The following is a 13,438-nucleotide window of genomic DNA, read 5'->3' as shown; positions in this document are numbered from 1 at the left end:
CGCCATGAGCTATCGCCGGTTCGCCGCCATGATCGCCACATCCACCGTGGTCATGTTCGGCCTGATGTATCTGAACACCTGGGCCATCGAGCATGTGGCCTTCAGCCAGACCCGGGCATGGATGGCCCTGATCATGGGCGCAACCATGGCCGTCGTCATGCTCGGCTTCATGTGGAGCATGTACAAAAACACCCGCGCCAACGTCGCCATCATGGTCGGCGCGCTCGCCGTGTTCGCCGGCGCCCTGACGCTGGTGCGCAGTCAGGCGACGGTGGGCGACGTCAGCTACATGAAGGCCATGATCCCCCACCACTCCATCGCCATCATGACCAGCGAGCGCGCGAACATTCAGGACCCCGAGGTGCGCCGCCTCGCCGACGAGATCATCGAAGCGCAGGTCCGCGAGATCGCCGAGATGAAGCGCCACATCGCCCGGCTGGAGGCCGAACCGCCGCCTTCTGACGCCCCGGTCCTGCCCTCCTACCGCGAGCGCGGGCTCGAGGCCCCGGCCTCCTGACCGCCCGCCTTCTCCACGATCACCCGCAGCACCGCATCCGCCGCCAGCTGCGACGGGTCCGGCCCGCCCCGGCCCATGAGGTCCAGCGCCTCGGTCTGCCGCCGCGCCTGATCGGCGGCGGCCTCGCGATCGGTCAGCAGGCGCCCCGCGGCGGCGGCCAGTTTGTCCGGGGTGGCCTCGCCCTGAAGATATTCCGGCGCGATCGACGCATCGGCGGCCACATTGAACAGGGTCACATACTTCGTGGTGGCGATGCGTTTGATCACGGCCCAGCTGAGGCCGTCCATGCGATAGGCGATGACCATGGGCGCACCCGCCAGCGCCACCTCGGTGGACACCGTGCCGCTGGTGGCCAGGGCCGCGTCGGCGGCGGCCATGGCGTCGTATTTCTCGGTCTCGTCCACCAGATGCGCGCGGAACGGCCAGGCGGCCACGCGCGACGTCACGTCCGTGGCCACTGTGCCCGCCGCCGCAACGGCCACTTCAAGCCCCGGAATCTCGCCCTTCAACCGCTTCGCCGTCGCCTCATAGACCGGCGTCATGCGCGCGATCTCGCCGGGGCGGCTGCCCGGCAGCACCAGCAGCAGCGACGCGTCCGGCGCGATTCCCCGTCGCGCCCGGAACGCCGCCCCGTCGGCGCCCGACATGTCCACGTGCAGGGCCGATGACCCCACGACCGTGACCGGCAAGCCTTCGCGCTCGAACCACGGCGCGTCGAAGCCGTACAATGCCAGCAGATGATCCACCGCCCCGGCCAGGGTCTTCGCCCGCCCCGGCCGCGAGGCCCACACCTGCGGCCCCACATATTTGATCAGGGGCGTCTTCGGCGACGCCGTCCGGATCGCCTGGGCCACCCGGATGGTGAAGCCCCAGCTGTCGATCAGCACCACCGCGTCCGGCGCTTCGCGCGCCGCCAGGGCCGCCGTCTCCGCCACCCGCCGCTTGACCCGGCCGTAGGCGCGAAGGCCTTCGATGAGGCCAAGGATGGACAGCTCGCCGATGTCGAAGGGGCTCTCCACCCCCTCCGCCGCCATGCGCGGCCCGCCGACGCCCACGAAGGTCACGGCGTCGCCCAGCCGGTCCTTCAGCGCCCGCGCCAGACCGGCGCCCAGTCCGTCACCGGACGCCTCGGCGGCCACCAGCATGATCTTCAGCGGTCGGCTCATCGGTGATCCTCGCCCCACACGAATAGCCCCAGCCGGTCGGCGGCTTCAATGATCGCCTCGCGGTCGATCAGGATCAGCTTGCCCGCCATGCCCGCCACTCCGGCCAGCCCCGCCGCCGCCGCGCCCTCGATGGTGCGCACCCCGATCACCGGCATGTCCACACGCTCGTCCTGAATGGGCTTGGGCGCCTTGGCCAGGGCCCCGCGCCGCGCGTCCGGCCGCCCGCGGAGCGTCTCGGGCAGGCCGGCCACCCGCGCCAGCATGGCGTCAGTGCCCTCCTGCGCCTCCACCGCCAGCACCAGGCCGTCGCAGACCACCGCGCCCTGCCCGATGTCCAGCTCGCCCGTGGCCCGCGCCACCTCCAGCGCCTTGCGCAGATCCGCCAGCGCAGCCTCGTCCGGCGCATGACGCCCCAGCGCGCCGACCGGGGCCGTCTCGCCCCCCAGCACCTGATCGGCGCCCTCGATGGCGAACCCTTCCGCCTCGAACACGCCCAGCACATAGCGCAACAGGGCGTCGTCACCCTTCGTGGCCGCCGCGATCATGCCGGGCAACACAGCGGCGCCCTTCAGGTCCGGCTTCATGTCGCGAAAGTCAGGGCGCTGAACGACGCCCGCGAAACAGACGGCCTCGCAGCCCGCGGCCTTCAACAGCTTGATGGTCCGCCCGAACTCACCGATCCGGGAGTCCGCACCTTCATATCGCCCAAGAGCGCTGTCGGCGAAGCCCTTGATCCGAACAACGAAAAACGGTCGCCCCTCCGCCTGGCACCGCCGCGCCACGGCCATGGGGAGGTCGCCGCCCCCGGCCACGATGCCCAGCCGGCTCATCGCTCGGGCAGGCACAGCGGCCGCCTGGAATCCTCGCGGATGAAGGCGATGATCCGCATGATCTCCGGCAGGTCCGCGTATTCGCCCTCTGCAGCGTCCAGCCGGTCCGCGAACGCGCCCTCGCCCTCGAACATCTCGCGATAGGCGCCCAGCAGACGCCGCAGGTCCGCCTTGCCGTATCCGCGCCGTTTCAGGCCCACCAGATTCAGACCGTGCAGCCGCGCATGGTTGCCCCACACCGAGCCGAACGGGATCACATCCCGCGTCACCGCCGACAGACCGCCCACCATGGCGCCCTCGCCCACCCGGCCGTTCTGGTGCACGGCGCACAGCCCACCCAGGAACACCTTGTCCCCCACCACGGCATGACCGCCCAGGGTCGCATTGTTGGCCATGACCACATTGTCCCCCACCACGCAGTCATGGCCCACGTGGGCGCCGGTCATCAGGAGATTGTTCGATCCTATGCGCGTCACCCCGTGCCCCTGGGGCGTGCCCCGGTTCAGGGTCGCGTGCTCGCGGATGACATTGTCGGCGCCGATCTCGAGCCGCACGGTCTCGCCCTTGTAGCCCATGTGCTGGGGATCGCCCCCGACCACGGCGAAGGGATGGATCACCGTGCGCGGCCCGACGATGGTGTCCCGCTCGACCACCACATGGCCGCGCAGTTCCACACCCTCGGCCAGGGCCACGCCCGGCCCCACCACGCACCAGGGCCCGATGACCACGTCATCAGCCATGGTCACCGAGGCGTCGACCGAGGCGGTGGCGTGGATGGTCATGTCCCGGGGGTCTCGGATTTCGGGTTGTCGACGACCATGGCCGCGAACTCGCATTCCGCCGCCATCTTGCCGTCCACGAAGGCCTCGCCGCGGAACTTGAACAGGTCGCCCCGGTGCTTGGTCACATGCACATGCAGACGCAGCACGTCGCCCGGCCGCACGGGTCGGCGGAACCGCGCCCCGTCCACCGCCATGAACATGATGGTCCTGCCCGAAACGTCCGCATCCAGGGTCTTGGACATCAGCAGGGCCCCCGACTGGCCCATGGCCTCGACGATCAGCACACCGGGCATCACCGGATTGTTGGGGAAATGGCCCTGGAAGAACGGCTCGTTGGCGGTGACGTTCTTGATCCCGACGATGGATTCATTGGCGCGGTAATCCTCGGCCCGGTCCACCAGCAGAAAGGGATACCGGTGCGGGATGCGCCGGAGAACCTCCGCGTAGTCGATCGCCTCGCCCTTCGCCGCCTCACTCATCACTCGTTCCCTTGCTGCGAAACTTCGCCTGTTTGGCCAGCCAGACGGTTTCGCGCAAGAACCGGCGTAGCGGTCTGGCCGGATAACCCGACCAGGTTTCGCCCGGCGGAACATCCGAAAGTACGGCCGCCGCCCCGGCGATCCGGGCGCCGGCGCCGATGGTCTGATGGTCTCCCACGCCCGCCTGGCCGCCGAACATGACCCCGTCGCCGATGACCACCGAGCCGGAAATCCCCACCTGGGCGGCGAGCAGACAGAACCGGCCGAGGACCACATTGTGCGCGATGTGGACCAGATTATCGAGCTTGCTCCCCTCCCCGATCACCGTGTCCCCATAGGCGCCGCGATCGATGCAGGTCCCCGCGCCGATCGAGACGTCGTCCTGGATGACCACCCGGCCCAGCTGGGGAATGTCCACCGGCCCCTTCGCCGAAGCCGCCGCGCCGAACCCCGCCTCGCCGATCACACCGCCCGCGGCGATGCGGACCCGGTCCCCGATCAGGGCGAAGGCGATCGAGACGTTGGCGCCGATGCGGCAGGCCCGGCCGATGGCGACACCCGGCCCGATCACGGTGTTGGCCCCGATCACGCTTCCCCGGCCCACCCGCGCCCCGGCGCCGATCACCACCCCCGCACCCAGCCGGACTCCGTCTTCAAGCTCGGCCCTCGGGTGTACGCCCGGGGTGTCGTCCGCCTCGATGGCCGGATGCAGCCGCGTGGCGGTCATGGCCCACGCCGCCTGGGGAAAGCGGGTCGCCAGGACGGCGGCGCCGCCCGGCGCGCGCCCGACCATGTCGGCGGGGACGAAAACCGCCCCCGCGCCTGTACCGGTCAGGGCGGTCAGATGCCGTCGGTCGCCCAGAAAGGCGATCGCGCCCCGATCCGCCTGGGACAGGGGCGCGACGGTCTTGATGACCGCATCGGCGCCGCGAACCACCTCCGCCCCGGTCAGGGCGGCGATGTCCGCGACGGTCAGCGGATCAGCGGTCGTGAAGAAGCGGGCGTCGGGCATGCCGGCTCAACCCGCTCCCGCGACTTACTGCTGCTGCTGTTGCGGCGGCGGCGACTGGCGCGTGAAGCTCAGCGACGGCAGGGCGCTGTTCAGGCGCTCGATCACCGTGTCGGTGATGTCCATGGCCGGGTTCAGCACATAGACGCTTTCCCGGTCCACCAGCATGCCGCAGCCGCGCTCCTGGTAGACGGCCACGATGATCGGGTCCACGGCGGTGGCGATGGTGTTGATCTGCTGGGCGCGGGTGTAGCGCAGCTCGGTGTCGCGGGTCTGCTCCAGCTGCTGGGCTTCCTGGATGCGCTGCTGCAGGGCCTGAACGCGGGGGCCCTGCTGGTCTTCCGGCAGTTGCTGGATGGCCGTGGCGTCGTTCTGGATCGAGGAGCCATAGGGCGCAAGCTCGCCCTGGACTTCCTGGACCAGGCGCTGCATGCCCTGGGCCAGGGACTGGCCGGCCGACGACTGCGCCAGCAGGCGTTCGTTGTGATAGACGCACATGCCCGGAATGGCGGGACCCGGGTTCTGAAGCTGGGTCTGGGCGGCGGCGGTCTGGGCGGAGAGCGCGACGGCGCCCGCGACGGCGGTGAGAAGAAGACGTTTCATTTTGAGCCTTTAGAACTGGGTCGAGGTTGAGAAACGGAAGGTTTCCGTCACATCGTAGTCCTCTTCTGCGAGGACCTGGCTGAAATCGAGGCGGATCGGCCCCATGGGCGAGCGCCAGTGGACGCTGATGCCCGCCGAAGCCCGCAGCGCCAGCTCATCGACGATCTGCGTATCGATGGTGCCGTTGGCGAGCAACTTGTAGCGGTCGTCCAGAATCCCCAGCGTGCCCACATCCACGAACAGCGAGGTGCGGATGCCGTATTCCTCCGGCAGATAGTTGGGAACCGTCAGTTCGACCGTGCCGATGGCGTAGAAATTGCCGCCCAGGGCGTTGCCCCGGCTGCTGGTCCCCTGGGCCAGGTCGCGCGGGCCGATACCTGCGGTCTCGAAGCCCCGGAAGCTGTTGCCGCCCTTGAAGAAGCGGTCGTTGATCCGGATGGCGTCGCCGCTCCAGCCCGCCACATAACCGGTCGAGCCCTGCACGGTCACGACCCACTCGGGGCTGAAGCCATGATACCAGGACGCGTCCAGTTCGCTGCGGACATAGTTCACGTCGCCGCCGACACCGGCGAAATCCTGACGCAGGGTGCCGGTCCAGCCGCGCGTGGGGCGGATCGGGTCGTTGCGGCGATCCACCAGCAGGGTGTAGCCGATCGACGAGTTGATGGACTCCCCGATCTGTTCGCACAGGGCCCGCGATCCCGCGCCCCCGGTGCAGAAATTGCCCGGCACGGTCACATCGTCGGCCCGCAGGGAGTAACGGGTCGAGAACAGGGTATAGCCGTTGATCGGCCAGGAGAGCCGGACGCCGCCGCCGGTCGAGGCGTAGCTGTAGGACGAGAACTCGCTGTAGTCGTAGCGCGAGTGATACAGGTCCCAGCCGGCGCGCACGTCACGGCCCAGGAATTTGGGCTCTGTGAAGCGGAAGTCGATCTGCTGACGGATCGAACCCCATTCGAGGCGCGCGACCACATTCTGGCCCCGGCCGCGGAAGTTCCGCTCCGTGATGCCCAGGTTGATGATGAAGGAGTCCACCGAACTGAACCCGGCGCCGACAGACAGTTCGCCGGTGGGCTGTTCGGTCACCTGGACCGTCACCACGCTGCGGTCAGGCTCGCTGCCCCGCACCTCGGTGATCGTGACATCCTCGAAGAAGCCCAGGGTGCGCAGATTGTTGCGCGAGCGCTCCACCAGGGTCCGGTTGAAGGCGTCGCCTTCCACCAGCAGCAGTTCCCGCCGGATGACCGGGTCGATGGTGCGGGTGTTGCCCACCACATCGATGCGCTCGACATAGACCCGCTCGCCCTCGCGGACATTGAAGGTCACGTCCACCGTTCGGGCCTCGGGATTGGCCTGATAGGTGGGACGGATATCCACAAAGGCGTAGCCGGCCGACCCCGCCGCGAAGGTCAGGGCGTCCACCGATTGCTCGATGCGGTCGCTTTCGTAGAGATCCCCTTCCTGCAGGGGCAGCAGGCGGCGCAGGAAATCCGCGTTCAGGCGTTCGCTCTGGGTCGCGACGGTGATGGCGCCGAAATTGTACTGCTCGCCCTCGTCCACCGTCAGGGTGACCAGGAAGTCGTCCTGGCTGGGCGACAGTTCGGCCACCGCCGACACCACGCGGAAATCATAATAACCCCGGTTGGTGTAGAAGCTGCGCAGCTGTTGCTGGTCATAATCGAGGCGATTGGGGTCGTAGTTGTCGTTGCTGGAGAACAGCCGCCACCAGCGCGAGGTCTTGGTGACCATCACACCGCGCAGGTCGCTGTCCGAGAACGCCCGGTTGCCCAGGAAATTGATGCCGCGCACGCCCGTGGACACGCCCTCGTCGATCTCGAACACCAGATCGACCCGGTTCTGCTCCAGCTGGATCAGCTTGGGGGTCACCGTGGCCGAGATGCGGCCCGACAGCCGGTACAGCTCGACGATGCTCTGCACATCCTCCTGCACCCGGGCGGGGGTGTAGATGCCGCGGGGCCGGATAGTGACCTCCTCGCGCAGCTTGTCCTCGCTCACGGCGCTGTTGCCCTCGAACACCACCTGGTTGATCACGGGGTTCTCGACCACCTGGATGATCAGGTCGGTGCCGTCGAGCGCCATCTGCACATCGGCGAACAGGTTGGTGCGGTAGAGCGTGCGGACCGCCACATCCAGCACCACCGGCTCGACCGTGTCGCCCGGCTGGATCGGCAGGTAGGACAGGATCGTTGTCTGGTCGATCCGCTGGTTGCCCTGAACCAGGATCCGGTTGGCCACGCCGCTCTGGGCTTGCTGGACGACTGCGGGCTGCGCGGTCTGCGGCAGCTGGATCTCGCCGGCGGCGGGGGCCTGTTGCGGGGCGGCGTCCTGGGCCAGAGCCGGTCCCCCCAGCCCCGCGGCGATGATCAACGCCAGAACGCTGGCGCGGCCATGGGTGCGGAAAGCTTCAGGGCGTCGTTGAATCATGGAGAAAACCATCGGCGAGCGGCGATTGCTCATGAAGAGAGCCCGCCCAGGAATTGAAAGAGACTGAGTTTCCGCAGGTCGTTCCAGGTGGCGAACAACATTAATCCGACCAGCAATACAAGACCAATGCGATACCCCATCTCCTGGACCCCGGCGGCCAGCGGACGCCGGGCTACGGCCTCGTAGCCGTAGAACAGCAGGTGCCCGCCGTCCAGAACCGGTATCGGCAACAGGTTTAGAAAGCCAATTCCGATCGAAAGTATGGCGGCGAAGCTGATTAGGGTCAGGGATACGTTCGCCAGGCGAATTCCGGCGGACGCGTCGACGTCGGCCGCAGCGTTGGTCAGGGCGCCCGAGGCCTTGGCGATTCCCAGGGGGCCGCTGAGCTGGTCCCCTGATTCCCGCCCCGTGATGATGCGCCCCAGATAGGTCAGGGTCGTCTCCAGCACCGCACCGGTCTCCTTGACGCCCTGCCAGACCGCCTCATGGGGCGGATAGCGCACATGACGCCGTTCGCCGGCCAGGGGCTGCAATTCGACGCCCAGAACGCCCATACGCACCGAACCGGCGATGCGGTCGGGCCGCTCGATGCGCTCGGGCGTGGCGGTCAGCGCCACCTCGCTCTCCCCGCGCAGCACCACGAAATCCATCGAGTCGCCGGCGCTCAGCGCCACCATGCGGCGCACTGTGGCGTCATCCTCCACCGCACGGCCGTTGATGCTCAGGATCAGGTCGCCGGTCTGGAAGCCGGCCGCCTCGGCCGCGCTCTCCGGCGCCACGCCGGCGATGCGGGGCGGCCGCATCTCCACGCCGATCAGGCTGAACAGAAAGGCGAAGATGGTGATGGCCAGGACGAAATTGGCGAACGGCCCGGCCGCCACGATCAGAGCGCGCTGCCACACCGGCTTGAAATGGAAATAGTCCTTCTCGGCCCCTGCCCCGCGGGTCGCGGCGATCTCGTCGCGCATGGCGTCAAGCCCGCGCGCGTCGGGCACGCTGGAGGCGTCAACGTCCCCCGAAAATTTCACATAGCCGCCCAGGGGGATCCATCCCAGCCGCCATTCGATGCCGTGCTTGTCCGTGCGGCTCAGAACGCCCTTGCCGAAGCCGATGGAGAACCGGTCCACCTTCACCCCGAAGGCCCGCGCCACCCAGAAGTGCCCCAGCTCGTGGATGGTCACCACCAGCGTCAGCACCAGCAGGAACGGCACGACGTAAATCAGCGCCTGGCCGATGAAATCGATCATGGGGCGAAGCGCCTCCCTAAAGCCGTCGAGGAATTCGACGAACCCGCCTCGTTACGCATACAGGTCACGCGGCCTGCGCGTGATCGGCCACGATCCGCTGGGCCGTCCGTCGCGCCAGGGCGTCGATGCGCAGAGCGGCATCGCATGCATCCGGAGCGTCGGCGGCCTCGTCGGCTCGCGCCAGTCGCTCCATGGTTTCGGCCACGACTGCGGCAATATTGAGAAAGCCCAGCTTGCGGTCAAGGAAAGCGCGCGCGCCCACCTCGTTTGCGGCGTTGAACACCGCCGGGGCCGCCCCGCCCGCCTCCAGCGCCTGCCGCGCCAGCGCCAGGGCCGGGAATCGCGTCTCGTCGGGCGCCTCGAACGTCAGCGCCCCCAGCGCCGCCAGATCCAGCCTCGGCGCGGGCCAGGCGATTCGGTCCGGCCAGGCCAGGGCGCAGGCGATGGGCGTCTTCATGTCCGGCGGCCCCATCTGCGCCAGGGTCGAACCGTCGATCATCTCCACCAGGCTGTGGATGATGGATTCCGGATGCACCACCACGTCGATGCGCCCCGCCTCCAGCCCGAACAGATAGGCCGCCTCGATCATCTCCAGGCCCTTGTTGGCCATGGTGGCGCTGTCCACCGAGATCTTGGCCCCCATGCTCCAGTTGGGATGGGCCACCGCCTGTTCCGGGGTCACCCGCGCCATCTGTGCGCTGGACAGGGCCCGGAACGGCCCGCCCGAGGCCGTCAGCACCACCCGCGCCACCCGTTCGGGCGCCTCGGCGGGAAACACCTGGAAAATGGCCGAATGCTCGGAATCCACGGGGATCAGCCGCCCGCCCGCCTGCCGCACCCGCGACATCAGGGCCGGCCCGCAGCTGACCAGACTCTCCTTGTTGGCCAGAGCCAGGGTCGCCCCGGTCCCCGCCGCCGCCCAGGCCGAGCGCAGCCCCGCCGCGCCCACGATGGCCGCCATGACCCAGTCCGAGGGCCGCGTCGCCGCCTCCACCACCGCCTCGGTCCCGGCCGCCACGGCCACATCCAGCCCCGCCACGGCCGACTTCAGCTCATCCAGCCGCTCCGCCTCCGCCGTCACCACCAGCCGGGGCCGCCAGCGCCGCGCCTGCTCGGCCAGCAGGGCGATGTTGCCCGCCCCGGTCAGGGCCTCCACCGCGAACGCGCCGCTGCCCGCCTGCTCCGCCTGATCCATCAGGTCCAGGGTCGAACGCCCCACCGATCCGGTGGCGCCCAGGATGGTCACGCGGCGACGGATCATCAGGCTACGCCCATCCATTGCAGCAGGACAAATCCGGCGGCGATCACCACCACCGCGAACATCAGCCCGTCGACCCGGTCCAGCAGGCCGCCGTGGCCGGGGATCAGATCACCCGCATCCTTGACGCCGTACCGCCGCTTCAGCGCCGACTCCCACAGGTCGCCCGCCATGGTGGCGATGGCGCCCGCCAAGCCCAGAACCGCGCCCCAGACCACGCTCAGCGTCCCCAGATCCGGCCACGGCGACGCCACGATCAACGCGCCCGCAGCCAGACCGCCGATCAGGCCGCCGATGAAGCCGGACCAGGTCTTGTTGGGCGAAAACCGGGGCCACAGCCTGGGACCCTTCAGCAGGGTGCCGACCAGATAGGCCAGAACGTCCGCCGACCAGGCCGTCATGAACAGCAGCACGGTCCAGCCCAGGCCCTCGGGCTGTCCTCTCAGCCAGATGAACAGGATCGCGGGCCAGCCCAGGTACAGAACCCCGTAGGCGGCATCCAGCCCCTGCTGGCCCAGCCGCCGGGCGAACGCCCCCGCCAGGGCCGCGCCGAACACCAGGGTGATCAGGGCCGCCGGCACATGGCCCACGTGGGCGATCAGCACCACCGCCACCAGGGCGGCCGCCACCGCGCCCCACACCAGCCGCTGCGCGCCGCGCGCGCTCATCAGGGCCCACTCGCGGGCCAGCAGGATGCAGGCGGCGGCGATCAGGGCGGCGAACCACCAGCCCCCGCCCCAGATGGCCAGCATCGCGGCAGGCGCCAGCACCAGGGCCGAGGCCGCGCGAAGTCCGATGTCTTTCGCCCGAAACGCCATCAGTTCGCCTTCGCCGTCTGGGCGGCAGCCGTCTGCGCGGGACGTCCGCCAAAGCGGCGCTCGCGCGCCTGATACTCGTCGATCGCCGCCTTCAACGCCTCAGGACCATAGTCGGGCCACAGGATGTCCTGAAAAACCAGTTCGGCGTAGGCCGCCTCCCACAGCAGGAAGTTGGACAGCCTCACCTCGCCCGAGGTCCGCACGATCAGGTCCAGCGGCGGCGCCCCCGCGGTCGACATCAACGCCCCGAAATCCGCCTCGCTGATGTCCACCGGAGCCTCGCCCGCCAGCACCCGCTCGGCGTGCCGGCGGGCGGCGTCCACGATGTCGGCCTGGCCGCCGTAGTTGAACGCCACCTGCAGCAGGAAGCGGGCATTGTGCGCGGTGTCCCGCTCGGCCTTCTGGACGATGGCGGCGATGTCGGGCGGCAGCCCCTCGCGGCGGCCCAGCACGCGGATGCGCACGCCCTCCTTCGCCAGCCCCGTCAGGTCGCTGGCCACATAGGACCGCACCAGCCCCATCAGGTCCGAGACCTCGTCGGCCGGACGGCGCCAGTTCTCGGTCGAGAACCCGAACACGGTCAGGCAGCGCACGCCCAGACCGGCGCAGCCGCGCACAGTGCGCTTCAGGGCGGCCACGCCTTCCTTGTGGCCCGCCGCGCGCGGCAGTCCCCTGGCGGCGGCCCAGCGGCCGTTGCCGTCCATGATGATCGCCACATGCCGGGGCCCCGGATCGGAAGGGCCGTCGGTGGGCGCAGCCATCGCGCGCATGTCGTCAGCCATTCCCTGTGTGCCGGGCCGGGCGGTCAAACCGCCTCAGACCTGCATGATCTCCGCTTCCTTGGTCTTCAGCGTCTCGTCGATGCGCTTGATGGCGGCGTCCGTGTCCTTCTGGACCTCGGCCTCCATCTTCTTCTGCTCGTCCTGGCTGACGTCGCCCGCCTTCTCGGCCTTCTTCAGGTCGTCGTTGGCGTCGCGGCGCACGTTGCGCACGGCGATCTTCTGCTGCTCGGCGTACTTGCCCGCCAGCTTGACCAGGTCCTTGCGCCGCTCCTCGGTCAGGGGCGGGATCGGGATGCGCAGGGTCTGTCCGTCGACGATGGGGTTCAGGCCGAGGCCCGCGGCGCGGATGGCCTTCTCCACCGAGACCACCATGCCCTTGTCCCAGACATTGACCGTGATCATGCGCGGTTCCGGCACGCTGATGGCCGCCACCGCGTTCAGCGGCGACACCGAGCCGTAGGCCTCCACCTGCACGGGATCCAGCAGGCCCGAATTGGCCCGGCCGGTGCGCAGGCCGCTGAACTCTTCCTTCAGGGCGGCGACCGCCTTGTCCATGCGGTTTCGATAGGATGCGAGATCGGGTTTGCTCATGCTCTTGTCCGTGTTTCCTTTGACCTCAGGCCCCGTTCGCCGGGTTGTCGCTGATGACCGTATAGACTCCCCTGCCCTCGAGCACAGCCTTCAGGGCGCCGTGTTCGCGGATCGAGAAGACCACGATGGGGATGCCGTTGTCGCGCATCAGGGCGATGGCCGAGGCGTCCATGACGCGCAGGTCCCTGGCCAGCACGTCGTGATAGGTCAGGGTGTCATAGCGCGTGGCCGACGCATCCTTCTTGGGATCGGCCGTATAGACCCCGTCCACGCTGGTGCCCTTCAGCAGGGCGTCGCAGCCCATCTCGGCCGCCCGCAGGGCCGCGCCCGAGTCCGTGGTGAAGAACGGCGCGCCCACGCCCGCGGCGAAGATGACCACGCGGCCCTTCTCCAGATGGCGCAGGGCCCGGCGGCGGATATAGGGCTCGCAGATGGTGTCCATCTGGATCGCCGACTGCACGCGGGTGTCCACGTTCAGCCGCTCCAGGGCGTTCTGCATGGCCAGGGCGTTCATGACCGTGGCCAGCATGCCCATGTAGTCGGCGCTGGCGCGCTCCATGCCGCTGGCCGCGCCCGACAGGCCGCGGAAGATGTTGCCGCCGCCGATGACCAGGCACAGCTGCACCCCGGTCCGCGCCACCTCGGCGATCTCGGCGGCGATGGCGTCCACGGTCTTGATGTCCAGGCCGTAGCCCTTGTCCCCCATCAGCACCTCGCCCGACACCTTGACCAGCACGCGCTTGTATTTGGGATCGGCGCGGGTCGGGCTCATGGCGATGCTCTCTCGGGTCGGGGTCGCCGGAATCGGCGGACCCATTCTAGACGAAGGGCGCGCCGACCTTAAAGCCGACGCGCCCCTTTTAGTTGATCCCTCTCCCCTTGGGAGAGGGCCGGCTCCACGCACGGATGCG

The 13,438-nt window shown here is 69.0% G+C and carries 14 protein-coding genes; 1 reads left to right on the top strand and 13 read right to left on the bottom strand.

All coding sequences use genetic code 11. The annotated features are described in order from the left end of the window. The first annotated feature begins 4 nt into the window (after window positions 1-4). On the top strand, window positions 5-517 hold the full coding sequence (locus tag C0461_RS01675; RefSeq protein ID WP_292103381.1) for a DUF305 domain-containing protein: 513 nt from the start codon (window positions 5-7) through the stop codon (window positions 515-517). Here the strand turns inward: C0461_RS01675 and lpxB are convergent. From lpxB to pyrH, 13 genes are all read right to left on the bottom strand, one after another. Beyond that, window positions 481-1,683 carry a lipid-A-disaccharide synthase gene (gene lpxB, locus C0461_RS01670; protein ID WP_292103380.1) on the bottom strand — a complete coding sequence of 401 codons (1,203 nt, stop codon included), beginning with the start codon at window positions 1,681-1,683 and terminating at the stop codon, window positions 481-483. The two genes, C0461_RS01675 and lpxB, sit on opposite strands and share 37 nt — an antisense overlap. After that, on the bottom strand, window positions 1,680-2,513 hold the full coding sequence (lpxI, locus tag C0461_RS01665) for a UDP-2,3-diacylglucosamine diphosphatase LpxI (protein ID WP_292103429.1): 834 nt from the start codon (window positions 2,511-2,513) through the stop codon (window positions 1,680-1,682). Before lpxI ends, lpxB begins: the two co-directional genes overlap by 4 nt. After that, complete coding sequence (gene lpxA, locus C0461_RS01660; protein WP_292103378.1) at window positions 2,510-3,295, bottom strand: acyl-ACP--UDP-N-acetylglucosamine O-acyltransferase; 786 nt, start codon at window positions 3,293-3,295, stop codon at window positions 2,510-2,512. Before lpxA ends, lpxI begins: the two co-directional genes overlap by 4 nt. Further along, on the bottom strand, window positions 3,292-3,774 hold the full coding sequence (fabZ, locus tag C0461_RS01655) for a 3-hydroxyacyl-ACP dehydratase FabZ (RefSeq protein ID WP_292103376.1): 483 nt from the start codon (window positions 3,772-3,774) through the stop codon (window positions 3,292-3,294). The genes lpxA and fabZ overlap by 4 nt, the downstream gene beginning before the upstream one ends. Continuing rightward, a complete protein-coding gene (lpxD, locus tag C0461_RS01650; RefSeq protein ID WP_292103375.1) occupies window positions 3,767-4,786 on the bottom strand; it encodes a UDP-3-O-(3-hydroxymyristoyl)glucosamine N-acyltransferase in 1,020 nt (339 codons plus the stop codon). Before lpxD ends, fabZ begins: the two co-directional genes overlap by 8 nt. A 24-nt stretch (window positions 4,787-4,810) precedes the next feature. After that, window positions 4,811-5,386, bottom strand: a complete 576-nt coding sequence (locus tag C0461_RS01645; protein ID WP_292103374.1) for an OmpH family outer membrane protein — start codon at window positions 5,384-5,386, stop codon at window positions 4,811-4,813. Window positions 5,387-5,395: 9 nt separating this feature from the next. Beyond that, complete coding sequence (gene bamA, locus C0461_RS01640; RefSeq protein ID WP_292103373.1) at window positions 5,396-7,831, bottom strand: outer membrane protein assembly factor BamA; 2,436 nt, start codon at window positions 7,829-7,831, stop codon at window positions 5,396-5,398. A 29-nt stretch (window positions 7,832-7,860) separates the two neighbouring features. Further along, on the bottom strand, window positions 7,861-9,078 hold the full coding sequence (locus tag C0461_RS01635; protein WP_292103370.1) for a M50 family metallopeptidase: 1,218 nt from the start codon (window positions 9,076-9,078) through the stop codon (window positions 7,861-7,863). A 64-nt stretch (window positions 9,079-9,142) separates the two neighbouring features. Then, window positions 9,143-10,339, bottom strand: coding sequence for a 1-deoxy-D-xylulose-5-phosphate reductoisomerase (gene dxr / locus C0461_RS01630; RefSeq protein ID WP_292103368.1), 1,197 nt, complete (start codon window positions 10,337-10,339; stop codon window positions 9,143-9,145). Then, the gene (locus C0461_RS01625) at window positions 10,339-11,154 is read right to left on the bottom strand and encodes a phosphatidate cytidylyltransferase (protein ID WP_292103366.1); all 816 of its coding nucleotides are present in this window, start codon (window positions 11,152-11,154) and stop codon (window positions 10,339-10,341) included. The genes dxr and C0461_RS01625 overlap by 1 nt, the downstream gene beginning before the upstream one ends. Beyond that, a complete protein-coding gene (gene uppS, locus C0461_RS01620) occupies window positions 11,154-11,924 on the bottom strand; it encodes a polyprenyl diphosphate synthase (protein WP_292103428.1) in 771 nt (256 codons plus the stop codon). The genes C0461_RS01625 and uppS overlap by 1 nt, the downstream gene beginning before the upstream one ends. Before the next feature lie 45 nt (window positions 11,925-11,969). Next, the gene (gene frr / locus C0461_RS01615) at window positions 11,970-12,527 is read right to left on the bottom strand and encodes a ribosome recycling factor (RefSeq protein ID WP_196838958.1); all 558 of its coding nucleotides are present in this window, start codon (window positions 12,525-12,527) and stop codon (window positions 11,970-11,972) included. A gap of 25 nt (window positions 12,528-12,552) precedes the next feature. Continuing rightward, complete coding sequence (gene pyrH / locus C0461_RS01610) at window positions 12,553-13,299, bottom strand: UMP kinase (RefSeq protein WP_292103365.1); 747 nt, start codon at window positions 13,297-13,299, stop codon at window positions 12,553-12,555. Between the last annotated feature and the right edge of the window lie 139 nt (window positions 13,300-13,438).

It is taken from the genome of Brevundimonas sp. (assembly GCF_013823285.1).
Lineage (GTDB): Bacteria > Pseudomonadota > Alphaproteobacteria > Caulobacterales > Caulobacteraceae > Brevundimonas.
Note: the sequence above shows the minus strand (reverse complement) of the source record. Positions and strands in the feature narration are given on the sequence as shown.

What these genes read in the sequence shown, in the direction of transcription:
- dxr (WP_292103368.1), bottom strand. Translation starts at nt 10,339, where the DNA reads ATGATCCGTCGCCGCGTGACCATCCTGGGCGCCACCGGATCGGTGGGG.
- lpxI (WP_292103429.1), bottom strand. Translation starts at nt 2,513, where the DNA reads ATGAGCCGGCTGGGCATCGTGGCCGGGGGCGGCGACCTCCCCATGGCC.
- C0461_RS01625 (WP_292103366.1), bottom strand. Translation starts at nt 11,154, where the DNA reads ATGGCGTTTCGGGCGAAAGACATCGGACTTCGCGCGGCCTCGGCCCTG.
- C0461_RS01635 (WP_292103370.1), bottom strand. Translation starts at nt 9,078, where the DNA reads ATGATCGATTTCATCGGCCAGGCGCTGATTTACGTCGTGCCGTTCCTG.
- frr (WP_196838958.1), bottom strand. Translation starts at nt 12,527, where the DNA reads ATGAGCAAACCCGATCTCGCATCCTATCGAAACCGCATGGACAAGGCG.
- lpxB (WP_292103380.1), bottom strand. Translation starts at nt 1,683, where the DNA reads ATGAGCCGACCGCTGAAGATCATGCTGGTGGCCGCCGAGGCGTCCGGT.
- lpxA (WP_292103378.1), bottom strand. Translation starts at nt 3,295, where the DNA reads ATGACCATCCACGCCACCGCCTCGGTCGACGCCTCGGTGACCATGGCT.
- C0461_RS01645 (WP_292103374.1), bottom strand. Translation starts at nt 5,386, where the DNA reads ATGAAACGTCTTCTTCTCACCGCCGTCGCGGGCGCCGTCGCGCTCTCC.
- fabZ (WP_292103376.1), bottom strand. Translation starts at nt 3,774, where the DNA reads ATGAGTGAGGCGGCGAAGGGCGAGGCGATCGACTACGCGGAGGTTCTC.
- pyrH (WP_292103365.1), bottom strand. Translation starts at nt 13,299, where the DNA reads ATGAGCCCGACCCGCGCCGATCCCAAATACAAGCGCGTGCTGGTCAAG.
- uppS (WP_292103428.1), bottom strand. Translation starts at nt 11,924, where the DNA reads ATGCGCGCGATGGCTGCGCCCACCGACGGCCCTTCCGATCCGGGGCCC.
- C0461_RS01675 (WP_292103381.1), top strand. Translation starts at nt 5, where the DNA reads ATGAGCTATCGCCGGTTCGCCGCCATGATCGCCACATCCACCGTGGTC.
- lpxD (WP_292103375.1), bottom strand. Translation starts at nt 4,786, where the DNA reads ATGCCCGACGCCCGCTTCTTCACGACCGCTGATCCGCTGACCGTCGCG.
- bamA (WP_292103373.1), bottom strand. Translation starts at nt 7,831, where the DNA reads ATGATTCAACGACGCCCTGAAGCTTTCCGCACCCATGGCCGCGCCAGC.